At 31.8% G+C, this 25,580-nt stretch carries 33 protein-coding genes and 1 riboswitch; of the genes, 25 read left to right on the plus strand and 8 right to left on the minus strand.

Features of this window, described 5'->3' with window-relative positions:
* The first annotated feature begins 52 nt into the window (after positions 1-52).
* Positions 53-156, plus strand: a riboswitch (SAM riboswitch).
* Between the two features lie 82 nt (positions 157-238).
* Together ACSBO6_RS07995 and ACSBO6_RS08000 are read left to right on the plus strand one after the other, a co-directional pair.
* Entirely contained in the window at positions 239-1,408 is a 1,170-nt protein-coding gene (locus tag ACSBO6_RS07995) for a trans-sulfuration enzyme family protein (protein ID WP_098848235.1), read from the plus strand.
* A 5-nt stretch (positions 1,409-1,413) separates the two neighbouring features.
* The gene (locus ACSBO6_RS08000) at positions 1,414-2,580 is read left to right on the plus strand and encodes a trans-sulfuration enzyme family protein (protein WP_098848234.1); all 1,167 of its coding nucleotides are present in this window, start codon (positions 1,414-1,416) and stop codon (positions 2,578-2,580) included.
* A gap of 110 nt (positions 2,581-2,690) precedes the next feature.
* On the opposite strand, the gene ACSBO6_RS08005 is transcribed toward ACSBO6_RS08000, so the two are convergent.
* A complete protein-coding gene (locus tag ACSBO6_RS08005) occupies positions 2,691-3,113 on the minus strand; it encodes a hypothetical protein (RefSeq protein WP_098848233.1) in 423 nt (140 codons plus the stop codon).
* A 379-nt stretch (positions 3,114-3,492) separates the two neighbouring features.
* Here ACSBO6_RS08005 and ACSBO6_RS08010 point away from each other — a divergent pair, with 379 nt between their 5' ends.
* The 3 genes from ACSBO6_RS08010 to ACSBO6_RS08020 all read left to right on the plus strand — a co-directional run bounded on the left by ACSBO6_RS08010 (position 3,493) and on the right by ACSBO6_RS08020 (position 6,461).
* On the plus strand, positions 3,493-4,947 hold the full coding sequence (locus tag ACSBO6_RS08010; protein ID WP_098848232.1) for an NAD(P)/FAD-dependent oxidoreductase: 1,455 nt from the start codon (positions 3,493-3,495) through the stop codon (positions 4,945-4,947).
* A gap of 148 nt (positions 4,948-5,095) precedes the next feature.
* Positions 5,096-5,890 (plus strand): class I SAM-dependent methyltransferase, encoded by a 795-nt coding sequence (locus ACSBO6_RS08015; protein ID WP_498844451.1) that lies wholly within the window; start codon positions 5,096-5,098, stop codon positions 5,888-5,890.
* A gap of 100 nt (positions 5,891-5,990) precedes the next feature.
* On the plus strand, positions 5,991-6,461 hold the full coding sequence (locus ACSBO6_RS08020) for a hypothetical protein (protein ID WP_498844452.1): 471 nt from the start codon (positions 5,991-5,993) through the stop codon (positions 6,459-6,461).
* A gap of 228 nt (positions 6,462-6,689) precedes the next feature.
* Here the strand turns inward: ACSBO6_RS08020 and ACSBO6_RS08025 are convergent, their stop codons facing one another.
* Together ACSBO6_RS08025 and ACSBO6_RS08030 are read right to left on the minus strand one after the other, a co-directional pair.
* Entirely contained in the window at positions 6,690-7,373 is a 684-nt protein-coding gene (locus tag ACSBO6_RS08025) for a DUF554 domain-containing protein (protein ID WP_498844453.1), read from the minus strand.
* 87 nt (positions 7,374-7,460) lie between these two features.
* A complete protein-coding gene (locus ACSBO6_RS08030; protein WP_098848228.1) occupies positions 7,461-8,273 on the minus strand; it encodes a MerR family transcriptional regulator in 813 nt (270 codons plus the stop codon).
* Positions 8,274-8,508: 235 nt separating this feature from the next.
* Here ACSBO6_RS08030 and ACSBO6_RS08035 point away from each other — a divergent pair, with 235 nt between their 5' ends.
* From ACSBO6_RS08035 to arsC, 9 genes are all read left to right on the plus strand, one after another.
* Complete coding sequence (locus ACSBO6_RS08035) at positions 8,509-9,057, plus strand: histidine phosphatase family protein (protein WP_498844454.1); 549 nt, start codon at positions 8,509-8,511, stop codon at positions 9,055-9,057.
* 57 nt (positions 9,058-9,114) lie between these two features.
* Entirely contained in the window at positions 9,115-9,564 is a 450-nt protein-coding gene (locus tag ACSBO6_RS08040; protein ID WP_498844455.1) for a hypothetical protein, read from the plus strand.
* Between the two features lie 64 nt (positions 9,565-9,628).
* Entirely contained in the window at positions 9,629-9,952 is a 324-nt protein-coding gene (locus ACSBO6_RS08045) for a hypothetical protein (protein WP_498844456.1), read from the plus strand.
* Between the two features lie 446 nt (positions 9,953-10,398).
* Positions 10,399-12,396 carry a penicillin-binding transpeptidase domain-containing protein gene (locus ACSBO6_RS08050; protein ID WP_498844457.1) on the plus strand — a complete coding sequence of 666 codons (1,998 nt, stop codon included), beginning with the start codon at positions 10,399-10,401 and terminating at the stop codon, positions 12,394-12,396.
* Between the two features lie 387 nt (positions 12,397-12,783).
* Positions 12,784-12,972: a DUF2187 family protein gene (locus ACSBO6_RS08055; RefSeq protein WP_098848225.1), complete on the plus strand. Its 189-nt coding sequence runs from the start codon at positions 12,784-12,786 to the stop codon at positions 12,970-12,972.
* A 1,182-nt stretch (positions 12,973-14,154) separates the two neighbouring features.
* Complete coding sequence (locus tag ACSBO6_RS08060) at positions 14,155-14,472, plus strand: ArsR/SmtB family transcription factor (RefSeq protein ID WP_098848389.1); 318 nt, start codon at positions 14,155-14,157, stop codon at positions 14,470-14,472.
* Positions 14,473-14,531: 59 nt separating this feature from the next.
* Entirely contained in the window at positions 14,532-14,969 is a 438-nt protein-coding gene (locus tag ACSBO6_RS08065) for an ArsI/CadI family heavy metal resistance metalloenzyme (protein ID WP_098848224.1), read from the plus strand.
* Positions 14,970-14,988: 19 nt separating this feature from the next.
* A complete protein-coding gene (gene arsB / locus ACSBO6_RS08070; protein WP_498844458.1) occupies positions 14,989-16,032 on the plus strand; it encodes an ACR3 family arsenite efflux transporter in 1,044 nt (347 codons plus the stop codon).
* A gap of 23 nt (positions 16,033-16,055) precedes the next feature.
* Positions 16,056-16,463 (plus strand): arsenate reductase (thioredoxin), encoded by a 408-nt coding sequence (gene arsC, locus ACSBO6_RS08075; protein ID WP_098848222.1) that lies wholly within the window; start codon positions 16,056-16,058, stop codon positions 16,461-16,463.
* Positions 16,464-16,669: 206 nt separating this feature from the next.
* On the opposite strand, the gene htpX is transcribed toward arsC, so the two are convergent.
* Together htpX and ACSBO6_RS08085 are read right to left on the minus strand one after the other, a co-directional pair.
* Positions 16,670-17,542: a protease HtpX gene (gene htpX / locus ACSBO6_RS08080; protein ID WP_098848221.1), complete on the minus strand. Its 873-nt coding sequence runs from the start codon at positions 17,540-17,542 to the stop codon at positions 16,670-16,672.
* Positions 17,543-17,631: 89 nt separating this feature from the next.
* Positions 17,632-17,766, minus strand: a complete 135-nt coding sequence (locus tag ACSBO6_RS08085; RefSeq protein ID WP_098848220.1) for an FbpB family small basic protein — start codon at positions 17,764-17,766, stop codon at positions 17,632-17,634.
* An 821-nt stretch (positions 17,767-18,587) separates the two neighbouring features.
* Between ACSBO6_RS08085 and ACSBO6_RS08090 the strand changes: the two genes are divergently transcribed.
* Together ACSBO6_RS08090 and ACSBO6_RS08095 are read left to right on the plus strand one after the other, a co-directional pair.
* Complete coding sequence (locus ACSBO6_RS08090) at positions 18,588-18,770, plus strand: hypothetical protein (protein WP_098848219.1); 183 nt, start codon at positions 18,588-18,590, stop codon at positions 18,768-18,770.
* A 596-nt stretch (positions 18,771-19,366) separates the two neighbouring features.
* On the plus strand, positions 19,367-19,741 hold the full coding sequence (locus tag ACSBO6_RS08095) for a hypothetical protein (protein ID WP_498844459.1): 375 nt from the start codon (positions 19,367-19,369) through the stop codon (positions 19,739-19,741).
* 41 nt (positions 19,742-19,782) lie between these two features.
* Here the strand turns inward: ACSBO6_RS08095 and ACSBO6_RS08100 are convergent, their stop codons facing one another.
* Entirely contained in the window at positions 19,783-19,866 is an 84-nt protein-coding gene (locus tag ACSBO6_RS08100) for a hypothetical protein (protein WP_498844663.1), read from the minus strand.
* Between the two features lie 386 nt (positions 19,867-20,252).
* On the opposite strand from ACSBO6_RS08100, the gene ACSBO6_RS08105 reads away from it, so the two are divergent.
* Entirely contained in the window at positions 20,253-20,897 is a 645-nt protein-coding gene (locus tag ACSBO6_RS08105; RefSeq protein WP_498844664.1) for a formylglycine-generating enzyme family protein, read from the plus strand.
* Positions 20,898-21,148: 251 nt separating this feature from the next.
* Here ACSBO6_RS08105 and ACSBO6_RS08110 read toward each other — a convergent pair whose 3' ends face one another.
* Positions 21,149-21,433 (minus strand): hypothetical protein, encoded by a 285-nt coding sequence (locus ACSBO6_RS08110; protein WP_098848215.1) that lies wholly within the window; start codon positions 21,431-21,433, stop codon positions 21,149-21,151.
* A gap of 97 nt (positions 21,434-21,530) precedes the next feature.
* Between ACSBO6_RS08110 and ACSBO6_RS08115 the strand changes: the two genes are divergently transcribed.
* The 7 genes from ACSBO6_RS08115 to ACSBO6_RS08145 all read left to right on the plus strand — a co-directional run bounded on the left by ACSBO6_RS08115 (position 21,531) and on the right by ACSBO6_RS08145 (position 24,506).
* Positions 21,531-21,773, plus strand: coding sequence for a hypothetical protein (locus tag ACSBO6_RS08115; RefSeq protein WP_098848214.1), 243 nt, complete (start codon positions 21,531-21,533; stop codon positions 21,771-21,773).
* Between the two features lie 110 nt (positions 21,774-21,883).
* Positions 21,884-22,186 (plus strand): tetratricopeptide repeat protein, encoded by a 303-nt coding sequence (locus ACSBO6_RS08120; protein WP_098848213.1) that lies wholly within the window; start codon positions 21,884-21,886, stop codon positions 22,184-22,186.
* A 151-nt stretch (positions 22,187-22,337) separates the two neighbouring features.
* Positions 22,338-22,859, plus strand: a complete 522-nt coding sequence (locus ACSBO6_RS08125) for a GNAT family N-acetyltransferase (RefSeq protein ID WP_098848212.1) — start codon at positions 22,338-22,340, stop codon at positions 22,857-22,859.
* Positions 22,860-23,044: 185 nt separating this feature from the next.
* Positions 23,045-23,296, plus strand: coding sequence for a hypothetical protein (locus tag ACSBO6_RS08130; RefSeq protein WP_286138484.1), 252 nt, complete (start codon positions 23,045-23,047; stop codon positions 23,294-23,296).
* 39 nt (positions 23,297-23,335) lie between these two features.
* Positions 23,336-23,671 carry a hypothetical protein gene (locus ACSBO6_RS08135; protein WP_498844460.1) on the plus strand — a complete coding sequence of 112 codons (336 nt, stop codon included), beginning with the start codon at positions 23,336-23,338 and terminating at the stop codon, positions 23,669-23,671.
* Positions 23,672-23,820: 149 nt separating this feature from the next.
* Positions 23,821-24,054: a hypothetical protein gene (locus tag ACSBO6_RS08140; RefSeq protein ID WP_498844461.1), complete on the plus strand. Its 234-nt coding sequence runs from the start codon at positions 23,821-23,823 to the stop codon at positions 24,052-24,054.
* Between the two features lie 242 nt (positions 24,055-24,296).
* Positions 24,297-24,506: a hypothetical protein gene (locus ACSBO6_RS08145; RefSeq protein ID WP_098848210.1), complete on the plus strand. Its 210-nt coding sequence runs from the start codon at positions 24,297-24,299 to the stop codon at positions 24,504-24,506.
* 96 nt (positions 24,507-24,602) lie between these two features.
* On the opposite strand, the gene ACSBO6_RS08150 is transcribed toward ACSBO6_RS08145, so the two are convergent.
* Complete coding sequence (locus tag ACSBO6_RS08150; protein ID WP_498844462.1) at positions 24,603-24,821, minus strand: hypothetical protein; 219 nt, start codon at positions 24,819-24,821, stop codon at positions 24,603-24,605.
* A 515-nt stretch (positions 24,822-25,336) separates the two neighbouring features.
* Here ACSBO6_RS08150 and ACSBO6_RS08155 point away from each other — a divergent pair.
* On the plus strand, positions 25,337-25,540 hold the full coding sequence (locus ACSBO6_RS08155; protein ID WP_098848208.1) for a hypothetical protein: 204 nt from the start codon (positions 25,337-25,339) through the stop codon (positions 25,538-25,540).
* Positions 25,541-25,580: the final 40 nt, after the last annotated feature.

The following is a 25,580-nucleotide window of genomic DNA, read 5'->3' on the forward strand; positions in this document are numbered from 1 at the left end:
AAAGATTGATAATTATCAGAGTTTTTAATATACTAGTCAATATAATTTAATAATCTTATCAAGAGTGGTGGAGGGACTGGCCCGACGAAACCCGGCAACTCTAGTGAAAACTAGAAAGTGCTAAATCCTGCAGGTGAAAAACCTGGAAGATAAGAGCGATATGTATATTTTGCGGACATAACCACTTCTTATTTTTTAGGAAGTGGTTTTTTTATTTGACTAAAATGGAGGATTTATAATGACGAACACAAAAGAGGCTTTAAAAACGAATAAAAAATCGATTGAAACAGTAGCTGTTCACGGAAACAAGGGCTATGATCCATTAACTGGTGCGATTAGTTATCCAATTTATCAATCTGCTACATTTAAGCATGCAGGACTAAATCAATCAACTGGTTATGATTATGCAAGATTACAAAATCCAACTCGAGAAGAAGTCGAAAATACTGTCGCAAAATTAGAAAGTGCTAATTATGGTGTTGCTTTTTCAACAGGAAATGCAGCTGTTACTGCAGTATTAAGCTTATTTAAAAAAGGTGACCACCTAATTGTTTCAGATGATTTATACGGTGGTACATATCGCTTATTCGAAGAAATTTATTCGCCATATGGACTTGAGCATCATTTTGTTGATACGACTGAAATTGAAAATATTCTTGATGCACTTAAACCAAACACAAAAGGTATTTTTATTGAAACACCATCAAATCCAATGATGAAAGTAACTGATTTAAAAAGAGTAGTAGAGATTGCAAAAGAAAGAGATATTATTGTGATCGTTGATAATACATTTTTAACACCTTATTTCTTTAGACCAATTGAATTAGGGGCAGATGTAGTTGTTCATAGTGGAACAAAGTATTTAGGTGGCCATAATGATACGCTTGCTGGTTTCGTCGTTACGAATTCAGAGTATACGAATGAACGAATTCGCTATTATCAAAAATCAACAGGTGCAACATTAGCTCCATTTGACTCTTGGTTAATATTAAGAGGAATTAAAACATTACATTTACGTATGGAATATAGTCAAAAAAATGCGATTGTACTTGCGAAGTTTTTAGAAAATCATCCGAATGTTACGGAAGTATATTATGTAGGGTTACCAACGCATAAAGGGTATTCAATTATTAAGGAACAGGCAAATGGATTTGGTGCAATGATTTCATTTAAAGTAAAAGATTTAAGATTAGTTGAACAAGTTTTAGGTAGTGTAAAAGTCATCACGTTCGCGGAAAGTTTAGGCGGGGTCGAATCGTTAATTACTTATCCACATACGCAAACTCATTCAGAAATGCCGGAAGAATTTAAAAGAAAGCTTGGTCTAGATGATCATACATTACGTTTATCAGTGGGAATTGAACACATAGATGATTTATTAAATGACTTAGAAAATGCATTGGGGTGATGAGCATGCAATTTGGAACGAAATTAATTCATAACGGAAACGAAATTGATCAAACAACAGGGGCATTAAGTATACCGATTTATCAGACTTCAACATTTCATCAGTTTGATACAGAGAAATTTGGTAAATACGATTATGCAAGAAGTGGAAATCCAACAAGAGAGGCGTTAGAAAATACAATTGCAAAATTAGAAAACGGTGTACGAGGTTTTGCATTTTCATCAGGAATGGCTGCCATTTCATCAGTATTGTCTTTGTTTTCAGCAGGAGATCATATCGTCATTTGTGAAGATGTTTATGGAGGAACATTTAGAATTGCTACAAAAGTATTAAATCGCTTCGGAATCGATTTTACTTTCGTAGATGCTTCTAAATTACGAGAAATTAAAGATGGAATAAAGCCAAATACAAAAGGGCTATATTTAGAAACTCCATCTAACCCTCTTTTGAAAATTACTGATTTAAGTAGTGCAATCAAAATAGCAAAAGAAAATGACATACTAGTCATAGTAGATAATAGTTTTTTATCACCATATTTACAAAGACCATTAGACTTAGGAGCTGATATTGTCGTTCATAGTGCAACAAAATTTATTGCAGGGCATAGCGATGTAATCGGAGGTCTAGCGGTCGTAAATTCGGAAGAACTTGCAAATGATTTATACACAATTCAAAATTCATTCGGAGCAATTTTAGGTCCACAAGACTGTTGGCTCACATTAAGAGGATTAAAGACACTAAAAGTTCGTATGGATGCATATGAACAAACTGCAACAAAATTAGCAAACTGGCTTTTAGAACAAGAAGAGGTTGAGGATGTTTTTTACCCTGGACTAAAAAATCATCCAGGTCACGATGTGCATTTTGAGCAGGCAACTGGAGGTGGAGCAGTTCTTTCGTTTACATTAAAAACGCTTGAACAAACGACAAGTTTCCTACAATCAGTCGAAAACGTTGCAGTTGCCGTTTCACTAGGTGGAGTTGAGACAATTGTTTCATACCCTGTAAAGATGTCTCATGCTGCTATACCGCTTGATGTTCGTGAAAGATTAGGTGTAAAAGATACATTAATAAGAGTATCCGTTGGTTTAGAAGATGTTGAAGACTTGATTGCAAGCTTCAAAAAAGCATTAAATGCAGGAGTAAGAGAAAAACAAGTAGTGAAGGAATAGGGAAACAAAAATAATTAAAATGTTAAAATTGTCCTACAAACATGTTATTAAAAATCCCACATGGAATTTCTGTGGGATTTATTTTATATTTTTTAATTTTTCGTTTATAACTATGAAAGAAATAATTCCCCGTCACCAATTTCTTCTTGAATTACCTCGGATGCACCAATAAGTGCCAATGCATTCCCAACTAATTGAATAGAATCAGAAAGGACGATTTTTCTTTGTAATTCAAGTAAATCTTTTTTATCTGAAGTGAACAATTGCTTAGAAACGTGATAAGCTACGGAAAATTGACCAGCAGTACCAATCCACATTCCCGACAAGATGTCTCTTTTTCCTTGAAAGATTGGGTCTTTGTCAATCGTGTATAATTTTGATAATGTGATCGTTTCATATAATTGTGCAACTGCTTTAACCCATGTTACAGCAACAATTTTTCTCTCAAGACTCGATTGTAATTCTTTATCTTCTAAATTAGTTTTCTGATAATGATCTTTACCATCCTTTTCCTTTATATTTTCTTCAAGCATATTTTCCATCTCCAATATAAAAAATCAGTTATTTATATAACTATTCAATTTAGTATCATAGTGTTTCTATCTAAAGAGGTATTTTTGTGTTTCAGATAGTAAATTTTTAATTAAAATACGATGAAATACTAATAATGTTAATATTAAATAGATGAAATTAATTAATCTTCAAGTTTGAATTGTCTAATATTGGATAAAAAAGCTAATTGACAGATGCTAATTTCGAATGAAAAGGTTTCACTTTATTAATTAACGAATATTTTTTTGAAAAAATACAGAAAATGTTCGTGTTTTTACTTGAAACGTGTTCTTATTGATGGTATTCTATTTTAGGTTGATTAAATGAAATAATTTGAACCTTATTTGGAGGTATATATAGATGTATGATGTAATCGTTGTTGGAGCAGGACCTGCTGGAATCTTTACTTGTTATGAATTAACGTTAAAAATGCCTGATGCTAAAGTACTACTAGTTGATAAAGGACATGATATTTTCGCTAGACATTGCCCGATTTTACAAAAGAAAATTGAAAAATGTCCGCCTGCTGCAGGTAAAAAAGAATTTTCTGGTTGCTTACCAGCTTGCTCAATTACAAATGGTTTTGGTGGTGCTGGAGCATATTCTGATGGGAAATTTAATATTACAAGCGAATTTGGTGGATGGATGACAGATTATTTATCTGATTCACAAGTAGTAGAATTAATCAAATACGTTGATGAAATTAATTTAAAACATGGTGCGACTGAATCGATTACTGATCCTTTAACAGAAGAAGTTAGAGATATTGAGCGTCGTGGTTACGCAGCAGGACTTAAATTATTACGTGCACAAGTTCGTCATTTAGGAACGGAACAAAATTTAGAAATTCTAAAGAGCATTTATGAGTACTTAAAAACGAAAATAGATATGATGTATAAAACTGAAGTAGAAGACTTATTAACTGAAAAGGTTGAAGGTACTCATATTATAAAGGGAATTAAATTAAAAAAAGGTGAAGAATTACACGCAAAGAAAGTAGTAATTGTACCTGGTCGTGATGGCTCAAAATGGTTAACGGATGTGATGAAAAAACGTCGATTAAAAATGTCAACGAATCAAGTAGATATTGGTGTTCGTGTTGAGACTTCAAACGTTGTAATGGAAGAGATTAACAAACACTTATACGAAGGGAAATTTGTATTTAATACTAGCGTGGGTACAAAAGTCAGAACATTCTGTAGTAATCCTTCTGGACACGTAGTAGTTGAAAACCATTCAGGAATTATGACTGCTAATGGACATGCTTATAAGGATCCGAAATTAGGAAGTCCAAATACAAACTTTGCTTTATTAGTATCACATCAATTCGCTGAACCATTTGACAAACCAAATGAATACGCACACGAGGTTTCACGCCTTGCAAACATGCTTTCACACGGTGGAGTAATCGTACAAAAATACGGAGATATTTTAAAAGGTCGCCGTTCAACTGAAAAACGTATTAAAGAAGGCTTTTTAGAACCAACTTTAAAAGAAGCAGTACCAGGAGACTTAGGATTAGTTTTACCATATAATACAATGAAAAGTTTAATTGAAATGGTAGAGGCATTAAATCATGTAACCCCAGGTATTGCTGCAGAACATACACTTTTCTACGGGGTAGAAGCAAAATTCTATTCAGCTCGACCAAAGCTAAATGAACACTTTGAAAGTGAAATCTCTGGTTTATATCTAGGTGGAGATGGAGCAGGTGTTACTCGTGGCTTAGCTCAAGCAAGCGCATGTGGTGTTTGGATCGCCCGTGATATCGTTACGAAAATCGGAAGTAAAGAGAAAGAATTAGTTACGGTTTAATTCTTAATTAACAAACCTCTAATGCATCATTGTATTAGAGGTTTGTTTTGTTTGATTTGCGAATTTTTTTTGCATTATATTAAATAAAGAATTAAAGAGAATTTTTTATGAAGTATAATTTAAATAAAACTAAAAGGCAGGAAATAATTTGAAATTAAAACCTAAATATAAAACATGGATTCGGATCTATAAGCTGCTTATATTTCTTGTGATCTCAATAATCTTTCTTACGGTAGAAATTTTACCTGTTAATACATATATACGAATTCTATCAGGAATTTTAGCGGTACCATTTCTATATATAACATGTATACTTTCTTATTCTGTGTACCAATTTTCATCAATTGGAGGGAATTATCAGTCGAAAATTCATGACTTAATTGTGTCCAAAGTGAAGTTAGATGTAGACGGAACACTTTTAGATATTGGTACGGGGAGCGGTTCGTTAATTATTAAACTTGCAAAGGCTTTTCCTGGGTCAAAATTAACTGGAATTGATTATTGGGGAGAAAATTGGGAGTATTCAAAAGCGCAATGTCAACAAAATGCAGAAATTGAAGGTGTTTCTCAACAGATTCATTATCAGAAAGCAAGTGCTTCAGAACTTCCTTTTAATGAGAATAAGTTTGATGTAATTGTAAGCTGCCTTACATTTCATGAAGTAAAAGATCATAGTAATAAAACGGAAGTCATTAAAGAGGCATTAAGAGTGTTGAAACCTGGTGGACATTTCGTCTTTTTAGATTTGTTTATGGATGAAAAGATATTTGGAGATGAAAAAGAGCTTTTAAATGAGTTGAAAAAATATGGATTATCAGAATTGAACAGATCTAAACTTGAAAAAGAAATGAAATTGCCAAAAATTTTATTGAACAAAAAAGTATTAGGAAATGCTGTGATTTTGAGTGGGAGGAAACAAAAGAGTTTATTGGCAATAAATTAACTACATCAGATCAAAGAGGCAGATGAAAAATACTCTCTAGGACTATTTAAAAATCTAGTGAATATAATTTAATAGATTTGAATAGAAGTGGGGGGTAAAAATGAAAAGAGTTGCATTTTGCATCTTCAGTTTCTTTTTGTTGTTTTTATCTAATGTATCAACATCAAATGCAACATCGCGCTATTTAGATCAAATTGATAAACATAATCGCAATGAAGTTCATTACTATGTTAAGAAATCAACGGTGATTGTCGAACAAAAAGAATTTAGTTTAATAAATAAAGAGAAAAACACAAACGAAAGCGTAGTAGCTATTGCAGCAAAATACGATACAGTAAGAGATCGTTTCTTTAAAACTGCGAACTATGATACGTATTTACTAGATGAACAAACAGGAGAAATACTAGATCCAGGAAATTTTGTTTCATCGAAAATATATGATGAATTCATAAACCAACATACAAATGATGGAGAAAATGATTTTAGATGGAAAAATTCTTTAATCGTTTTGGCATTAATATTTATTACAGTAGTAATTATTCCACTTCTTACTTCTAAATTAAATGACTAGTTCGAAGGCTGTTTCGGCAGTCTTTTTATTATGCTAAATAGTTGATTAATTGATGAAGGATCAATATTAAGTTGAACTATCGAATAAATAGTAGTACGTTTAATAATAAGAATGTAGTAATTGAAGTTTAAAAAACTCCAATTTATTTGTATTGATATACTTTAATAAGAAATTAGGGAAACTTCAATTTGTGAGATTCCCTAATTTCCTTAATTAATTTCAAAAACATTATAGATGGAATAAATGCATAAATAAAAAGACAATAGGAGGGATCATTAATGATGGTAGAAGATTTAAAGTATTACATTTCTTAATCCCCAATATACTTAGACCTGACGCTAAAATTAATATACCTCCTACAATCGTCACTTCATTTAGAAGATCATTGCTTAAGGAATTCTTCATTAAGATTGCAATTAAATAGATGGAACCCTGCCATGTAAATAAAGCAACCCCAGCAAAAATGATTCCAATACCAAAAGTGGATGCTAGGACAATTGAAGTAATGCCATCAAGCGTACCATTTGCGAGTAGATACGTATAATCCCCCTTTAAGGCTGCTTCTACAGGTCCTAATATCGATAAAGTTCCAATACAAAATAATAAAATAGCAGTTGATAACCCTTCAGCCAAATTACCATTAGAGAATTTATTAACTAAACGATTAAATCTTGATTCTAATTTTAGTTTTTGTCCTATTAATCCACCAATCGCTAAACTTACAATAAAAAGCACTGGATATTTACTAGAAGGCAAATGTTGAACTAGTGAGTTTATCCCTAAACCCAAAGCTACTAACCCCATTGCCTGCATAAGGATTTCATGATATTCCTCTTTTATCCCTTTTTTAAAGATGCTTCCAATCATGCTCCCAGCTATAATCATCACAGTGTTAAAAATCGTGCCAAACATTTTGCCATTTCTCCTTTTTAAATAATCTATTCATAAAAAATAAACCCTCTAGTAACTAGAGAGTCAAGTAATTTTTTATGATTAAGTTTACTCGTAAGGTAATAAAATTTCCGTGACATGCTTTTCTTCATCGTTTGTAAAGCCATAATCAATAAGTGTAATTTCAAAAGAATCATCTAACAGCTTATAATTGTGTTTCTTCATATAGGTTAACAATTTTTTATAATAACCAACTGCATCAATATGAGTACCTTTAAATCGAACTTTTAAATAATCTCTTGAAGGAATAAGAATGGAAGTTGGAGGTATGTGATCACCATCTTCAAGTATCATGAAAATACTAGAATATTTATCAAAAACATTATTTTTCAAATTTGAAGCTGAGATCGATATGCCTATTTTTCCTAAAAAAATTTCTTCATTAATGCCAAAACTGTTCCTTAATTCTGTAATTGGTAATTCAATGTCATCACCTATAACATAATCATGGCGTAAATATGCTACATGCATTTCGGGAAGTGTGATTTCCGATATTTTATCTAAAGGTGAACTAACTGCATCTTCAATTTGCAATAGGCGGCGAGAAATTTTCGTTTCAATTATCTCCAATTCATTCTTTTTCTTTGCAACTTCATCTTTTTGTTTTTTTAACATTTCAACAAGAGCATCAATTTCCCGATTATTAAAAAAATCTATAATTTCGTTAATTGGTAAGTCTAGTGCCCTCAAATATTTAATGGAATTCAATCTTTCAAACTGCTGTGTTGAATAATATCTATAGTTGGTCTTCTTATCGATAAATTCTGGACGTAAAAGACCAATCTGATCATAATACCTAAGAGTCGCAATTTTGACTTGGAATAATTTTGATACTTCACCAATTGTAAAATACTCTTTCATTTCTTAAAAACCCCTCAATTTGCCAATAAAATGTTTTTATATTTTTGATAAATAAAATTATCTTCCCAAATGATTGTTATAATTTTAATAATACATTCAATTCAGAACATCATCAATTTATAAAAAATGATCAAAATTAAAACCAGAAAATTCAATCATTAAAATCAGGGTGGTTAATGATAATATAGAGTAATAGAGTGAAAATTTGTGAAATTAATAAGTAGGAGCGGATATTATGGAAAAAGAGATTTATTTAATTAGACACTGTGAAGCGGACGGACAGCCATATGAGGCGAATCTAACGAAGCAAGGGTTAAAACAGGCTAAGCAATTGGGGGGGGGGTTCGCAAAGATTAAAATTGATCAAATTATTTCAAGCCCTTTCTTACGTGCAATTCAATCAATTGAACCGACGAGTAATGAAAAGAATATCGATATTGTTCTCGATGAGCGACTATCTGAACGTAAGCTAAGCTCAACTGATTTACCTGACTGGCTAGAAAAATTAAAAGCTACCTTTGAAGATATGGAATTGAAATTCGACGGTGGTGAATCAAGCCAAGAGGCTACAAATCGTGCAATAAGCGTAATAGATGAAATCATCAAAAGTAAAAATCAAACTACAATCGTTGTAACTCATGGGAATTTGTTGTCTTTACTATTAAAACATTTTACAAAAGAATTTGGCTTTGAGAATTGGAAAAGTTTAAGCAATCCTGATCTTTATCTTTTGAAGTGTAAGAATAACGAGTTTGTTTGTGAGCGTATGTGGCAAGTTGAATAAGAGAGTTGGTATTAAAAAATATAATATTTTTATGGTTTTGATAGAGGGGGAAGGGATTTGAAGAAGTTTTTATTAGTATTATTAGGATTCCTTACTTTTAGCGGATTATTATTTGTATACTTAAATGGTAATCAGAAGCAAGAGGAACCAAAAATCCTTTCTGAATTAGCGGATAGAGGCAAAGTTAATGGAAAAAGGGAGTTTCTTTTTAGGATGACCAATTTGGGTAAGGAGAATGCTACATTAGAATTTCTTACTTGGTTGGAGTACAATGTGGCCATTAATAATTTAGATAACAAAGAAATACCTACTGATAAAATAATAATGGAACACTTAGATTTAAAAGAAAACAATAAAAATGGTAGACAATTGGTTTTAGAACCAAATCAGCAAGTTGATTATCGATTGTTGATAAGTAAAATTCCAAAAGGAAACTATGAAATTACAATAAGTTCTGCATCGGGCTATGGCGGTGTTCAGAGTTCTGAATTTAAGATTGATAATTAGGTTAAACTACTTAATTGAAAATTTCTTTTGCTGTCAATTATTTAATTATTAGGAGAATGAACAAATGAACAGTGAGAGAATGATAAGACAAATTGTTAGAGAAGAAATTAGTAATACAAAGTTAATAACAGAAAAGGGTACGATAACCGAGCACCGTACAGAGAAGATTTCCGATTTAATTGATACATTTATTAATAAAAATGAAGAAACGACAAGTAGTATTTTTAATTTAACAAATCGCACTATTGGAAGATTGAACAGATTTACAAAACATTATAAATTACAAAATCAAGATATTGTTGAACTTGCAATTATTCAGATACTAGAGCAATTTGATAGACAACTTCCAATGACAGAACGATGGGCGATGGATGATTGGTCAGACTAAGGAAAATTGGAAAATAATAAGCTTAAGGTAGAGAAGGACTGGAGGACTAAAAATCATCCTTGAATTTAAAATAGATCTTCAGACAAACACAAACTTAAAAGACATATTGCAGACAATGAATCAAATAAATTTGTCCCTAATAGTGTTAGAGTTTTTGAGAGAATTACTAAGTAGTCCCATAATTACTTATTTAATTAAATGGCGTATTTCCAGAACATGGAAAACGTTTTTTTTATTGGAAATTTTAGGATTGTTTAATATTACAAATTTTGAAATAATTGTAATAAGCAAAAGGAAAGTTATTTGAATAAGAAGAATTGAAATAAATTAGGAGGGGATGTATTGATTTGAAATAGTAAAGAAATAAAATTTTAAAAGGTGCAAGGGAAAGCAATAATGATCTAGGTTGTATACACTTCATATTTTATATAGAAGGAAGGTAGCATATGATGAAAAAGTTATTAGGGTTGCTATTTATCGTCGCGATTATTACATCAGGATGCAGCAAATCACCAAACCCGCAAGAGAGATTCTCAGAATACATAGCATTATGGAATGAGCAAAAATTTGATAAGATGTATGATTACCTTACGAGTGATGCGAAAAAATCGATCACGAAAGAGGAATTTACGAACCGTTATCAAAAAATATACGAAGATCTACAAATTACTAATCTTAAGATAACTTTTAAACAGCCAAAAGATGATAGTCAAGCAAAGGGAGAAAAGGCTGATTATACATTTTCTACAAATATGGATAGCATCGCAGGTGAAATCAAGTTTACTCAAAAAGCCAATTTGAAAAAAGAGGAAAGAGACAAAAAGAAAAATTGGTATGTCGACTGGAACACGACATATATTTTTCCAGAGTTGAAAGAAGGCGACAAAATTGGGCTAAGTACAACTTCCCCGAAACGAGGAGGAATATTCGATCGTAGCGGTAAAGGATTGGCAGTAAATGGAGAAGTGTACGAAGTTGGCGTAGTACCTGGAAAATTAGCGGATCAAAAAGATGCTGTTATTCAGCAATTATCCAGTCTCCTTAAATTAACTCCAGATCAAATCAATAAAGCCTTGGGTGCGAGCTGGGTAAAGCCGGACTTGTTTGTTCCATTGAAAAAAGTTTCGATGGACGATAAAAAGCGTATCGAGCAGTTAGTCGCTTTAGAACCGGTGCAAATGAAGAAGGTAGAAGCACGTATTTATCCGTATAAAGATGCCGCGGCTCATTTAATCGGCTATGTTGGATCAATCACGGCGGATGAATTAGAGAAACTAAAGGGTAAAGGCTATACAAGCACTGATGTTATCGGTAAAAGAGGTCTTGAGCAGGTGTTTGATGAACAACTAAAAGGAAAAAACGGCGCGAAAATCACCATTAAAAAGAAAGACGGAAGCGAGAATGTCATAGCTGAAAAAGTAGTTGAGGACGGGAAAGACTTAAGTCTTACCATTGATTCCAACTTACAGGTTAATATGTTTAAAGAGTTAAAAGGGGAAGCGGGCGCAGCGTCTGCAATGAATCCTAAAACTGGTGAAACACTAGCACTTGTTAGCAGTCCATCATTTGACCCGAATCAAGCCAATTTAGGATTTTCAGCTGACGAATGGAAAGCTCTTCAGGAAGATAAACAGCAGCCATTGATGACGCGCTTTAAACAGAACTATGCACCTGGTTCTGTTCTTAAACCAATCACTGCTTCAATTGGGTTGACAAACGGAGCAATCACCCCTGAACAATCACTGGAAATTGAAGGGCTGAAATGGCAAAAGGATCCTTCTTGGGGTAGCTATTATGTCACGAGAGTCCACAAAGCAAATCCGGTAAACCTTGAAAAAGCACTCGTTCTCTCTGATAATATTTACTTCGCTCAAACCGCATTGAATATTGGCAAAGATGCATTTGCACAAGGTTTGAAAGGGTTTAATTTTGAAGAGGAACTCGTTTATCCATTCCCATTGCAAACATCGACGATTGGTAGTCTTGATAAGGACATTTCACTCGCTGATTCCGGCTATGGACAGGGACAAATCCAAATGAATATCGTACATTTAATGGCTGCCTACACGCCACTTATGAATGACGGAAATATGATTAGGCCTATTCTTTTACTTGATGAGCAAAAAAGTCAGGTGCAAAAGCAGCAGGCAATGACTAGTGAGAACGCGAAGATGATTTCATCAATGCTTAGGAAAGTAGTCTCTGATAAACACGGAACAGCACATGCTGCTGAAATGGCAAATTATCCACTTTCAGGCAAAACTGGCACTGCTGAAATCAAACAAAAACAAGGTGAAAAAGGGATCGAAAACGGATGGTTTATCGCATATGATACGAAATCTTTAAATCTAATGGTCGCAATGGTCGTTGAAAATGTACTAGATAGAGGCGGTTCAAAGGTTTCAGTGAAAAAAGTGAAAAATATCTTTTCACGAGTAAAATAAAAACAGAGCCTTTCCGGTCTTACATAAATAGATATGATTATGTAGTTTGCCAAAATTGGTGCATTATTACACAATTAACCTCGTAAAATGCACCAATTTATAAAATATCAGCAGAACTTGTGTTGCATTTTTCTATGTTAAATCTCTGAATCTATTAAAAGAACTGAATTTACTACAATATTATATTATTGGCTATATTGAAAGTAAGTTAGAAAATCAAATAATTCTTCAAAATTAGAATTATTATCACATGGACCGATAAATTCTATCAGGAATTCATTATGCTAAGAAAAAATACATTATCAGTTGCAGCATTTAATAAAAGAGCCAAATGTGATATGATAAGGTTTAACTACAAGTACTTACTTGATGGGAGGGAATTTCGGGATGGTAAAAACAAAAAAGATTGCAGAATTAGGTGATCATGTCCTGTTTAAGAATGCAATTAAAGGGATCGTTGTGAAGGTCAATGAAAACACAGTCATTGTGAATATAATAGAAAACAAGACCAGTTTGGAGTTTGAAGGAAATAGAACCGTTGTATCGCATAAAAATTATCAAGTTATTGGTGCTTAAGTGAAGATTATTTCATATTTATCCGATCTACTATGAAACTATTTTTAAAATTCAACCAAACCCAGTAATGTAAACGTTTTCTTAACTGATAACTAACTGATTGTAAGAGATGAGCTAAATAAAGATTTGCAATAAAGAGAAAAATAGCAATAGGTCAAGAAATAGAGCATGGATTCACGGTTCATTCTTTTTGCTTATTATGGATAACGGATTGAATTTGATAATCTATAGAAACCACTTTTCTTTGGAATTGTATATAGTCATGAAAAAGTAGATTCCTCATGTATTGGAATCTACTTTTTTATGTGTATACTTGCTTAGTAAATTTAAAAGTTGTTACTCCATTCTAAACACGTAATATTATACAACTACTTTTAACTAGCCTTTATTAACTATTTCGATATGGCCTCTCTCCAAAAGACGTGAGTTGCAGACCCTTACTTTTAAGTTGGATATTTTCTAGTAAGCGTGGGATTTTTCCATCGCTAGTACAGATTCTTCTAATTCCTCTTTATGTGCTCTCCTTCTTTTACGTTTTCGAAAAAGCGACTTTTAATTAGTAGAAGAAGATTAAAGTGTTAGTACACCTTTTTGTCAGTAAAGTAATTGTAAAGGTAGTAACCTGATTATCTCCCATGTAAGAATTTTAATAAGGTTAAAATATAATGTTACACATACTTTAAATGAAATACCGATTCACTATGTTAAGATAATGCAAAGCCTGTTCTTAAGAGGTATTTTTTAAAGACAAGCATGAAAAAGTGGAAGGACTAAAGGCAGCAAATCATTTGCAAAATGATCTGATTTATTTGGACAAACTTTCACAATTTGAGAAAAGAAGATAGCAAGACTTTAGACAATGATTAACGCAATTTTACATATGGAGTAACTAGTAATTATAAGTATCCTGCAACCAACTAAAGAAAGGACTGTTGAGTATGTTTCGAGACAATCTGATAATTATGTGGTTTGGATTAGTGGTAATTCTACCACTAATTCTGCAAGTTGTTACCGTTGTTCAAAAATAACACATTGATTGCTAATACCCCCAGTAACTGATTTGAGAAGAGGAATTTTAATCTAAATCAATTTTTTTTGATTAATATGTTGCATATATCTGGTAAATTAACATATACTAAATTCATCAAGAAAATTTGATGAAGGAGAAAACATATGACTGAGATGACACAACAGTTCTTAAAATATGAGCAGAAATTTAAAGCGTTAGCTGACCAGAAGCGTTTAGAAATCATGTATGAACTTTGCCAAAGAGGTAGTACATGTGTATGTGATTTAACGGAAGCGTTCGATATGACACAATCAAAGCTTTCTTATCATTTGAAAATCTTACTAGACGCAGGGCTCATTGTAAAAGAGACAAAAGGTACATGGAGTTATTACGATTTAAACGACACAGAAGTTAACAGTTTGCTATCAGAAGAGCTTTGTTGTATTTTCCGAAAATCAGATAACGCTAATCGTAACAGTAATTGTTGCTAAATTTTTTTAATCTTTAAATCAAATTTTTTTGATTTAACAAATTAAGGGAGGAATTCTGTATGAAATATGTTCATGTAGGTGTTAACGTAACAAATTTAGAGGCATCAATCGTTTTTTATCAAAAGGTATTTGGTATATCACCTCTTAAAGTGAAAGAAGGATATGCGAAATTTCTGTTAGAAAATCCAGGTCTTAATTTCACGTTAAATGTTCGTGATCTAGTTGAGGGAAATCAAGTAAATCACTTTGGTTTCCAAGTTGAAACAGCTGAAGAAATCTTAGCTCATAAGGAAAGACTAGAAAAAGAAGGTTTCTTTGCACGTGAAGAAATGGATACAACTTGTTGCTATGCCGTTCAAGATAAGTTTTGGGTAACAGATCCAGACGGAAATGAGTGGGAATTCTTCTATACTAAAGCAGATAGTGAAGTTCAAAAAATAGAAAATACGTCTTGTTGTCAAACTTCAACTGAATCTAAAGTTACTTCTTGTTGTTAGTGTGTAAAAGGAGAAGAGAATGAAACGATTATCATTTTTAGACAGATATTTAACCCTTTGGATATTCGTAGCAATGGCAATTGGGATAATTCTTGGCATATCAACACCTCGATTTGTAGATAGCCTAAACAAATTACAAGTTGGAACGACTTCAATACCTTTAGCTATTGGATTAATTTTAATGATGTATCCGCCACTGGCTAAAGTTCGTTATGAAGAGATCGGTAGAGTATTTAAAGATGTAAAAGTATTACTTCTATCCTTAATTCAAAACTGGTTAATTGGACCAGTATTAATGTTTTTATTAGCAATTATCTTTTTAAGAGATTATCCAGAGTATATGGTTGGTCTAATCATGATCGGTTTAGCACGATGCATTGCGATGGTAATCGTATGGAATGATTTAGCAGATGGTGATCGTGAATATGCAGCGGGATTAGTAGCCTTTAACTCCATTTTCCAAATGATCTTCTTCTCTGTTTACGCATATTTCTTCGTAACAGTATTACCAAAAGTTTTTGGTTTAGAAGGTATGACAATCGATATTACAATGCCAGAGGTAGCAAAATCAGTTTTCATCTATTTAGGAATTCCATTTTTAGCAGGACTATTTACAAGGTTAATTCTTGTAAGAGCCAAAGGTAGAGAGTGGTATGAAAAAGCATTTATTCCTAAAATCAGTCCAATTACGTTAATTGCATTATTGTTTACAATTATTGTGATGTTCTCATTGAAAGGAGAAGTAATTGTAGAGCTTCCTTTAGATGTTGTTCGTATCGCAATTCCTCTATTGATCTATTTCATCATTATGTTCTTTGTTTCTTTCTTCTTAGGGAAGAAAACAGGAGCAAGTTACGGAGTTTCAACAACTTTAGCTTTCACAGCTGGAAGTAACAATTTTGAATTAGCAATTGCAGTTGCGGTAGGAGTGTTTGGAATTAATTCAGGAGCAGCATTTTCAGCAGTAATTGGTCCATTGGTTGAAGTACCTGTAATGATTGCGTTGGTTAACGCAGCGTTGTGGATGAGAAGAAAATATTTTGCAAATGAAACAACAATATAAATTTAATCAAAGGTGAAATAGACATGGCAAATAATAAAAAAACAATTTACTTCTTATGTACTGGAAACTCCTGCCGCAGCCAAATGGCAGAAGCTTGGGGGAAACAATATTTAGGAAATGAATGGAATGTCTTATCAGCTGGAATCGAAGCACATGGTGTAAATCCAAATGCAATTAAAGCAATGGATGAAGTTAACATTGATATCCGAAATCAAACTTCAGATGTAATCAATAATAACATCTTAAACAATGCAGATTTGGTAGTGACTTTATGTGGCCATGCGAATGATGTATGTCCAGTAACTCTACCACATGTAAAACGTGTTCATTGGGGATTTGATGATCCGGCAGGTCAAGAATGGAACGTATTCCAAAGAGTTCGTGACCAAATCGGAAATCGTATCAAACAATTTGCTGAAACTGGGGAATAGGAAAAGAGCCTTCTATCATGAGGGCTCTTTTGTTTTCCTTGTATTACTAATAAATTAGTTGTACAACAAGATCAGCTATCTAGTTGATTTTTTTTATTCAACAAAATGGCAAATTAGTCTTAGTTGAGCAAATAATTTATTACAAAGCTTTTAAATCTTATTAAAAAGGATATCTACACCTATAATCGTAGACATCCTTTTATATATTATAATGAGTTTAAACATTCGATACGTTTTTCTAAAGGTGGGTGTGTAGAGAATAACTTAGAAAATTTCTCTTTACCACTAATTTTAAAAGCTGCAATAGATTTTTGGCTATTGTCTACTTTGTTAAGATTGTGTTGTAGGGATTTCAAAGCGTGGATCATGTTATCTTTTCCACCAAGTTCGGCACCTAATCGGTCTGCTTTAAACTCTCTTCTTCTAGAATACCAGAAAATAATTGGACTACTTAAAATGCTAAAAATAATTTCAAATATCATCGAACAAATGAAGTAAACAACTGACGTTAACTCTTCTCGAACAAAATTTGATACAATTTTAGCAACTAAACGTGAAAGGAAAATAACAAATGTATTAATTATCCCTTGTAATAATGTTGTGGTAACCATATCACCATTTTTTATATGAGCAATTTCGTGAGCAATAACTCCACTAATTGCGTTACGATCCATTGATTGTAACATCCCACTTGAAACCGCAACTAATGAACGATTTTTGCTTGGTCCAGTAGCAAATGCGTTAACTTCTGCAGAATGATAAATACCTACTTGTGGCATCCTTTTTAACCCTGCAATTCTTGCTAAACGGTAAGTTTCTTCTAATATAAACAATTCATGTTCACTTTGTGGAGAACGTTCATCAATTAATTGAACATTCATTAACCATTTTGCCATCATACGAGATATTAATAAAGAGATGATCGCACCGCTAAAACCTGCAATTAAACTAAAGGCAATTAGAAACAGGTATTCACCACTAATTAGATAACTTTGAATACCAAATAATGATGTAATAATAGTAATTGTAATACCTACTAAAATATTAATAAAAATAAATAAAGAAATACGTTTAAACAAAAAAATCCCCCCTCGTTTTTACTGTCCTAATTGTTTAATTTGATTAATGATACCAGCTATTTCCTGAAAGATTGCCTACATTCTATTTGTCATTTAGAAGATTGTGAATACTTGTCTTCAATTTTCTTCTCAATTTTCTCCATTTCCTTCTCATTACTCATTAGTTCCTTTTTGTTTTCCAACACCAACTGTTTAAATGACAGTTTAATCGTTTTTCTCATCATCGATCACCTTCTTTTAATAAATTTTTTATAAGGTATCTAAAACCTCTTTTTTCCTTTTCTCTTTCTAAGTTCATTCATGATGATAGAGATCAGTTTTTTTGCCATTTTTATTCCTTTTATCAATACAGTGCTTTTTAGTATTTTGAAAGTTTAGACATGGTCGTGCTCCCTTCTGTTACCGACTTTCCTGAAACTTTGGAATCCTCCTTTGGAAAAAAAACGAATAATTTTTTTCGAAAATGAAAAAACACCTTTACCAATTAGCCGGTAAAGGTGTTAAACATAAAAGACCTTTACCAACTACATTGGCAAAGGTCTCGCTTACAATCGCAATTGCCAGCAAAGCCGAGGATTTAAATCCCGTAATGACGACTTTGCTGTATTAGCTACTCCCCTTTGGAGAAAACACGTTTCATTTAATTGAACTCATCTTAACCCGGAACAGTCTGATACGTCAAGCAAAAACTCTAAATAGAAAAATAGGTAACTAGTATTAACAGACATTGATTTCAAGAGTTATTGTCAATGTTAACCGTAATAAAAAGTCAATTTCATTAATGTAAAAGTTTAGTTATTTCATTGATCTCTATTTCAGTATGTGACCCGATTGTTGAATATCACCTTTATGCAACTACCATGGGAGTACGATATAAACTTCCATTCAATGTTGTGAATACAAGGATTCATGGATGGCTAACGCATGCGTAAGTTGGACAATATAAGTTGCTACGGCAGCTTATTTTTTTTGAAGTAAATGGTAGTAAAGCTGAATAAGATTATAGTGTTGGTAATGTGAATCAAACCATTTACGGGGGGATTTTATGGGAGATGGGTTTGTTTTAATATCGTTTATTATGTTATGCGCTGTTGCTTTTTTTACTTGGGCAATAATAAGTATCAATAACAAACTTAGACTCTTAATAAAAATTAATCTAAAACAAAATGACACTCATTTTAATGATAAATATATAGAAGAAGAAATAGAAAAGTACAGAGATAAATAAAGATTTATGTAAAAAAGTGGGATTCGCAGTAAATATAGAGAATTTAATTTCAAAGAGAATGAAAAAATTGGAGTAAAATATGTTACCAAGTAAATCTTTATTTATAAATTTTTTACTGAGTATTTCATTTGTAATCTCCTTTTTAGTGATAGCATTTATAATGAATGAAACTTTAAGAATTTCAAATTTTACCGTTGCTTTAGGAGGAGGAGTTGCACTTTTTCTCTATGGTATATTTAAAAAGAACACCTCCTCTAAGAAATAGGAAGATATGGAAAAATACATACTTATCTAAAGCAATGCATTAGTAGGAAGTTCAAAGATATTAACTCCAGTAGTGGTTACATATACAAATTAGTAAATTTATCATGTTATTAGAATGAATTAAAATTCCCCCAAGTTTTTTGTTTGATGTCACATTAAATTTAGCTAGAATGTAGCTTGTTCTATATATTTTTAAGACTTTCGACATAATAAACATTCAATATTTAGTTAATTTTGCAAGTATCCAAGCAAAAAAACCCCCAATTTACTGAAAATTTCCGAAGAATTAAAATATGAATATCGAGTGTAATGATTAAGACTGGAGGTTTTATATGAAGAAAATTTTCATTTTATTAAGTTGTACGCTAATTTTATTCGGATGTTCAATGAATACGAAAACAGAAAGTAAAAATCCTCAAACTGTTGCGGTTATTGGGATAACAAGTATCGATACGGTTATTCGTACGGCAGATACAGACCGTGATTTAATTGAGGAAATTGAAAAAGGATTCAAAGCAAAAAAATTGCAATCTGGTCAGATCGAAGCGCAAGCGTCTAACTTAACATTATGGTTTATCAATGATGTAGGGAAGAAAGAGGAATTTACTGTAAATTATTATCAAAGTTTGGTATCAGGCAACAGTGGAAAAGTATACAAACTTGATGCAAAGACAATCCAATTACTTCAAGAACAATTTATGAATTAGAAAAAACAGAATCATCTATGAAAAAAGTAATTCGAGATACTTTAAGAGCAACACAGCACAGCATCACTTGCAGCATCCTCAGGAATGTAGATTTTATTATTTTTAACTGTATAAGGAATCCAAATTCAATTATCTTTCACTATTGTAAGGTGCTTTTTTTTCAATTTTATTACATAGCATATATATTATTGTTAAGAATTTTTACTTTAAACCTTCTTAACCTTTATTAGCACTAAATCTTACTTATTCAACAAAAGTATGAATTAGTGATCCATGAATCCATAGAATCACAACAGTGAATGGAAGTTTATATCGTTCTCCTATGATAGTTGAATAAGGAATATGCTGCTTTGCAATCCTTTTTATTTTCCTAACGGATTTTTATCTATAAAAAACCAACGTAATTTTTGAATTGATTTTATGGTTCTTAATGAGGTGATTTTTATTAAATCCCGATTATTAGGAGGAAGGCAGAGTGTCAAATGAAATTAAGAGTTACATTGACGATCAAATGGTAAAAATTCCAAGGGGAGATATAGAATTAAGAGACGATAGAACAAAAAGTAAATGGAAAACTGAAATAAGACCATTTCTTCTTGCCCAGTATCCTGTAACTAAAGGTATATACAATACTATAACAAATAGATCACTTAATACTTTTGACAGTGATCTAAAACCAGTTGTGAATATTACTTGGAATGACGCAATTTCTTTTTGTAATCTACTTTCACAGAAAGCAGGACTGCAAGAGTGTTATTCAATAAGTTATGATGGCGAAAGCATATTTTGTGATTGGGAATCAGATGGCTATAGACTTCCTACAGAGGCAGAGTGGCAATATGCGTGTAAAGCAGGGACTACTGGTTATAGATACGGTGAACTTGATAAAATTGCCTGGTATAATGAAAATTCTGGAGATAAAATCCATGAAGTAGGAAAAAAGGAACCAAATGCATGGGGTCTGTATGATATGTTAGGAAATGTTTGGGAGTGGTGTTGGGATTTATATGATGAACAAGTCTATGGGTCCTACCGAATTTTTCGAGGTGGAAGCTGGGCAGAGGAAGCTAGAGGTTGTGGAGCTTCATGTCGTCGTCGTAGCCATCCGTCATTTTGCATAGACGACCTTGGATTCCGCCTTGCCAGGTCTTTTTAATTTCTTAAACGGATGTGGCAGTTATTAGTCAATGCTTAAACATCCATATTCAACGAAGGCTGGGTTAATTTAATTAAGTACTAAAAATGTTATTGTAGTAAATGAAGTAGTACAAAAAAGGATAGAAAATGAAGAAATTAATTCTTCTTTCCTATTCTTCTTTTTTGCCTAAAATGTAAGTCATTAAACATTAAATAAAAACACTTCTATATAAATGGTTTTATTAATCACTTGACTTTGAATTTTAAAAATTAATCTTCATTATTTTCACTTCTAAAAGACTTTATGGCAGTTTTTAAAGAAGAATAAGAACCGATAGCAGCATAGCCGTAAAACCAACCCATAAAAATACCAGCGAAAAGATGATGTCGATGGCTTATAAAAACTGAAATACATAATGCCAATACTAATGCTATTATCGGTACATACTTTCTTTTAATTTTTAAAAATATTTTTAATAGTTGAGTTAACAACATTACAATTGGAACTGCAAATATAGCGTCCCAAAAATTAGTTTGAATAGTAGGGAAATCCATTCTGACAACACCTTTTTATCTTATTATCTACACTCTGATCTATATAATATTCAATAGAAAAAAGCTAGTTATAAAATGGTATTGGATAGATGAAGGAATGGCTAGTTCATTTGCACAGAATCTTGCTCCTATCCCGCTCGATGAACTTTCAGAAAATTATAAGACGCAACCGTTAATGAACATAAAACCAGAAAAAACAGGTGCATATAAACCTAGTACCTATTTATTGATGATGTTTGCAGTTGAATATCTCATTCATCATTATGATGAAAAAATTGTTAGCAATCTTGTCGATCAAACGAAAAAAACAGAGGACTTTTCAAAAGCCTTTATGAACTAACCTCACTTAATTTAAAGATATATCATACAAAATTTAATGATAATATTGAAAAAATAAAGGAATTCGAACAACTCTTAGCAGACAAAAAAGAACAAGAAGCAGAAATACAGATGCGTCTTTATCTAGATAAACGAGGAGATTATTTTGTAAATGCTTCGTTACTATTTAGTTTACTAGGGAATTTATACATGTCTCAAGGAAGGTATAGTGAATCCTTGAATATAATGGAAAAGGTATTGCAATTCCAAGACGTCCCACAAGTTTATAAGGTTCTTTCAAAAGTAGCAATGCACGTTGATCATAAAAAGGCAGTTGAGTATGCCGAGGAATCAGTTGAGTCAGCAAAAAGGAATAATTGGAATGTAGAAATTTTTAAGGCTTATTTGAAGAAAGTAATTGATCGTTCTTATTGAACTACCTCATGCAATAGTTGCATAGCCATAGACTACTTAGTTAGTCTATTTTTGTTTTGTTTACTGGTGGTAAGTTCATAAAAGTAGAAGGACTATCGAAGAATTTAATTTAATATATATATTTAATTCTTAAAAATATGAGGTGGACTAAGTGAATATTAGAAAGGCTAATCTAAAAGATGCAAAAGGTATAGCTAAGGTACACGTTGATAGTTGGAGAACTACTTATAGAAATATACTACCAGATAATTTTTTGCAAAGTTTATCATATGATCAAAGAACTGAATCTTGGAAGCAGAATTTTTCTGATGAAAGTAATTATATTTACGTAGCAGAAAATAACGATGGAGATATTATTGGATTTGGAACTTGTGGTAAAAGAGAAACAAATAAAGTCAACAATTCTGGAGATTTAACGTCTATTTATCTACTTGAAGAATTTCAAGGAAAAGGCATTGGTAAAGAATTAATGAAACAACTTTTTTTACAATTTGAAAAGCTGGATTTTAATAAGGTGTTTGTCGAAGTATTAGAAGACAATAAAACTCGTTTTTTTTATGAGTATTATGGTGCTGAATTATTAAAAACAGAAAAGATAAAGATTGCAGGTGTTGTATTAAATCTCCTTACTTATGAATGGAATGACATAAAAGGTGTTGTTTATAAAATTTGAAGAAAAATTTTCTAATAGAACTAACGATAGCATTAGTTGAACAACAAGATCGGCTGTTTAGTTGATTTTCTTATTCAACAAAATGGGAGGATAGTTCAATAAGAATTTTATTAAGAAGTTTAAGGGAAAGGAAAATAATGGGTTTATATAGAAACTCCTATATATGATTAAATAGAGGATTTTTTATGTCTGAATTCAAAAGCATTAATGTTGAAAATATAAATATTGTTGATAAAGATGGAACAGTAAGAATGAGAATTTTTAATAATGATAACATTCCACCTGAAATTATGGATGGAAAAGATTTTCTTCCAGGTCATAGGCAGAAAGATCCTATTGCTGGATTAATGTTTTATAACAGAGAAGGTGATGAGTGTGGAGGACTTATATATGGAAGTAAAAAAGATGAAATGGGAAACTATGAATCCTACGCATAATTAACCTTTGATCAGTATAAACAAGATCAAGTCGTACAAATGCATAATATTGATGAGAATGGGCAAAGAAATTATGGGATTTCAATATATGATAGACCTAATACACCTTTACCAGACCTTGTAGAAAAAACACATAAAATACAAAACTCTGAATTAACTGATGAGGAAATTGATAAAGAGTTAGAAAATATTTGGGAAGGAAATACACCTCGCGCCTTTATGGGTAAAAATTTGAAAGGAGAAGTAACAGTTCAACTATCAGATAGTAAAGGAAAAACTAGAATCAGAATGGTAGTAGATGAAAATGATATTCCCCGTATGGAATTTTTAGATGGAGAAGGTAACGTTACATTTAAAATTCCACCTGAAGTGTAAATTTATCTTTTATTATCCAATTCCTTATGCAACTTACGACAACAAAATGACAGTTTAGTTCATAAGACTAATTAAGTTAATCATGGTATTATATTTATAATAATAAAATGTAATAATTTACCAAAATTTAAATTAAGGGTGGTATTTGAATGAAAAAGAAAACTTTCTGGATTCCTGTAATTTTATTTATTGTTACAACTTTTACATTATACTTATGTGGTTATTTGTTTAACATCGAATATTTAAAATGGTTCAATTTTGAGGTAACCTCAAATGGCGGATTTACCTTTGATGGTTCATTGAATCCAATTATCTTTGGTTTTGTTATCGGATTCGTTGCGGAAAGGATATATAAAAGTAGGAATAAAAACCGCACAGCTTAAACTCACATTTTAGTTAAGTTTACTGTGTGTGGTTTATTTTAATTTAGTGACTTATAAATTAAAATGTTTTTTAAACTAAAATAGATTTTCTCATTAGATAATTTAAAAAAACTCTTATTCAACTAGCGTATGCTTTAGTTGAAGATCACGAGTTGCTTGCAGCTCGTTTTTTTATTGATGTAAAGTTCAATAAGAAATATTGTTAAGCTTGGATAAAATACATTAAAATTAGGTGGATAAATATGGCTATTATTTTTCCTGCTGTATGGCTTGGTATAACTTTACCTATCCTTTTATCTCTAGTTTTCGGATTACTCGAACCTATTGTTACGGGTGATAGTACTGGAATAAGTATGATAATCATTGCATTACTAATTACAGTATTGGACGGTTATATAGGAATAAAAATATTTAACAAATTTCAACTTTGGTACGAAAATCGAAAAAGATAGTGGAAGAAAATCTAATTCAATTACCATGGAAGTTTATATCGTACTCCCATGGTAGTTATATAAGTGGCTCTTTTTCTGTAACTATTGCATGATACCTTATGAGCAACACAGCACAGCATCACTTGCAGCATCCTCAGGAATGTAGACTTTATTATTTTTAACTTTATAAGGAATATTATTTTCTTTAAGCTTCTTCACGTTGACACTTTTTATTGAGTCACCCCATCTAACATATTTACCTTTGTACGCATTTTGACAAGCAGACACTAATAAAAGATTGGTAACATATAATAATAAAATTAGAATTTTTTTCAAAGCTCTATCCCCTTTGTTAATAATTCATAGTTGCATTCAGATATTTTAAAATGTAGCAAGCAGTCAACGAATCTTCTTGCTTAAATTTTACCATAATTATCCATCTTACTGTTATGTTATTCTTAGAACCTTTAAACAAAAAAATAGGAGCCGATGATCGACTCCCAGTAGTTATTCAACTAAAGCATTATATAGTTTAATAAGAAATTACATATTTATGGTAAAATATACCAAAGGGGTGATGGAGAATTAAGAAAAAGAATTATACAGTTTTCTTTTTGCTATTGTTTACTGCATCTATTTCTGGAGGTATGGCACTTAAAGATTATTTTGATTATTCAGTGATTATTGGTGTTGGAATAGCTATGATATTTCTTTTTGCTTCTGTTTATTCTCTCGAGAAAAAGAATAGGGATAATAACTTACATAACTAAATAGTTTATACAACTAACGCAAGCGCAGTTGACAAATGCTTTTAGCCGATTCGGTCTTTTAACTGTAAGGAGGAATTGTTCATGAAGGAAAAGTTAGATAGTATCTTTTTAAATAGTGCAAACTCACAGGTAGAATTATATAGTTCTATTGCTAGTATCATCCTCGGAGTAATTATTTTCTTTGTAGCACTTCACTATAAGAAAAAGCAAAAGAACTGGTGGGTAATCGTTTCATTGATTGGGATGGTTGCGATTATTATCAATGGTGTAAAACTAATTAATTAAAGAAGTTCGGAAAGAGGAACTCAAATTAAGCGTCAGACTA

The organism is Bacillus sp. AL-1R (assembly GCF_052180195.1).
Lineage (GTDB): Bacteria > Bacillota > Bacilli > Bacillales > Bacillaceae_G > Gottfriedia.

Coding starts and splice junctions, on each gene's coding strand:
- ACSBO6_RS07995 (WP_098848235.1), top strand. CDS start 239: ATGACGAACACAAAAGAGGCTTTAAAAACGAATAAAAAATCGATTGAA.
- ACSBO6_RS08000 (WP_098848234.1), top strand. CDS start 1,414: ATGCAATTTGGAACGAAATTAATTCATAACGGAAACGAAATTGATCAA.
- ACSBO6_RS08005 (WP_098848233.1), bottom strand. CDS start 3,113: ATGCTTGAAGAAAATATAAAGGAAAAGGATGGTAAAGATCATTATCAG.
- ACSBO6_RS08010 (WP_098848232.1), top strand. CDS start 3,493: ATGTATGATGTAATCGTTGTTGGAGCAGGACCTGCTGGAATCTTTACT.
- ACSBO6_RS08020 (WP_498844452.1), top strand. CDS start 5,991: ATGAAAAGAGTTGCATTTTGCATCTTCAGTTTCTTTTTGTTGTTTTTA.
- ACSBO6_RS08025 (WP_498844453.1), bottom strand. CDS start 7,373: ATGTTTGGCACGATTTTTAACACTGTGATGATTATAGCTGGGAGCATG.
- ACSBO6_RS08030 (WP_098848228.1), bottom strand. CDS start 8,273: ATGAAAGAGTATTTTACAATTGGTGAAGTATCAAAATTATTCCAAGTC.
- ACSBO6_RS08035 (WP_498844454.1), top strand. CDS start 8,509: ATGGAAAAAGAGATTTATTTAATTAGACACTGTGAAGCGGACGGACAG.
- ACSBO6_RS08045 (WP_498844456.1), top strand. CDS start 9,629: ATGAACAGTGAGAGAATGATAAGACAAATTGTTAGAGAAGAAATTAGT.
- ACSBO6_RS08050 (WP_498844457.1), top strand. CDS start 10,399: ATGATGAAAAAGTTATTAGGGTTGCTATTTATCGTCGCGATTATTACA.
- ACSBO6_RS08055 (WP_098848225.1), top strand. CDS start 12,784: ATGGTAAAAACAAAAAAGATTGCAGAATTAGGTGATCATGTCCTGTTT.
- ACSBO6_RS08060 (WP_098848389.1), top strand. CDS start 14,155: ATGACACAACAGTTCTTAAAATATGAGCAGAAATTTAAAGCGTTAGCT.
- ACSBO6_RS08065 (WP_098848224.1), top strand. CDS start 14,532: ATGAAATATGTTCATGTAGGTGTTAACGTAACAAATTTAGAGGCATCA.
- arsB (WP_498844458.1), top strand. CDS start 14,989: ATGAAACGATTATCATTTTTAGACAGATATTTAACCCTTTGGATATTC.
- arsC (WP_098848222.1), top strand. CDS start 16,056: ATGGCAAATAATAAAAAAACAATTTACTTCTTATGTACTGGAAACTCC.
- ACSBO6_RS08085 (WP_098848220.1), bottom strand. CDS start 17,766: ATGATGAGAAAAACGATTAAACTGTCATTTAAACAGTTGGTGTTGGAA.
- ACSBO6_RS08090 (WP_098848219.1), top strand. CDS start 18,588: ATGGGAGATGGGTTTGTTTTAATATCGTTTATTATGTTATGCGCTGTT.
- ACSBO6_RS08095 (WP_498844459.1), top strand. CDS start 19,367: ATGAAGAAAATTTTCATTTTATTAAGTTGTACGCTAATTTTATTCGGA.
- ACSBO6_RS08105 (WP_498844664.1), top strand. CDS start 20,253: ATGGTAAAAATTCCAAGGGGAGATATAGAATTAAGAGACGATAGAACA.
- ACSBO6_RS08110 (WP_098848215.1), bottom strand. CDS start 21,433: ATGGATTTCCCTACTATTCAAACTAATTTTTGGGACGCTATATTTGCA.
- ACSBO6_RS08115 (WP_098848214.1), top strand. CDS start 21,531: ATGGCTAGTTCATTTGCACAGAATCTTGCTCCTATCCCGCTCGATGAA.
- ACSBO6_RS08120 (WP_098848213.1), top strand. CDS start 21,884: ATGCGTCTTTATCTAGATAAACGAGGAGATTATTTTGTAAATGCTTCG.
- ACSBO6_RS08130 (WP_286138484.1), top strand. CDS start 23,045: ATGTCTGAATTCAAAAGCATTAATGTTGAAAATATAAATATTGTTGAT.
- ACSBO6_RS08135 (WP_498844460.1), top strand. CDS start 23,336: ATGCATAATATTGATGAGAATGGGCAAAGAAATTATGGGATTTCAATA.
- ACSBO6_RS08140 (WP_498844461.1), top strand. CDS start 23,821: ATGAAAAAGAAAACTTTCTGGATTCCTGTAATTTTATTTATTGTTACA.
- ACSBO6_RS08145 (WP_098848210.1), top strand. CDS start 24,297: ATGGCTATTATTTTTCCTGCTGTATGGCTTGGTATAACTTTACCTATC.
- ACSBO6_RS08155 (WP_098848208.1), top strand. CDS start 25,337: ATGAAGGAAAAGTTAGATAGTATCTTTTTAAATAGTGCAAACTCACAG.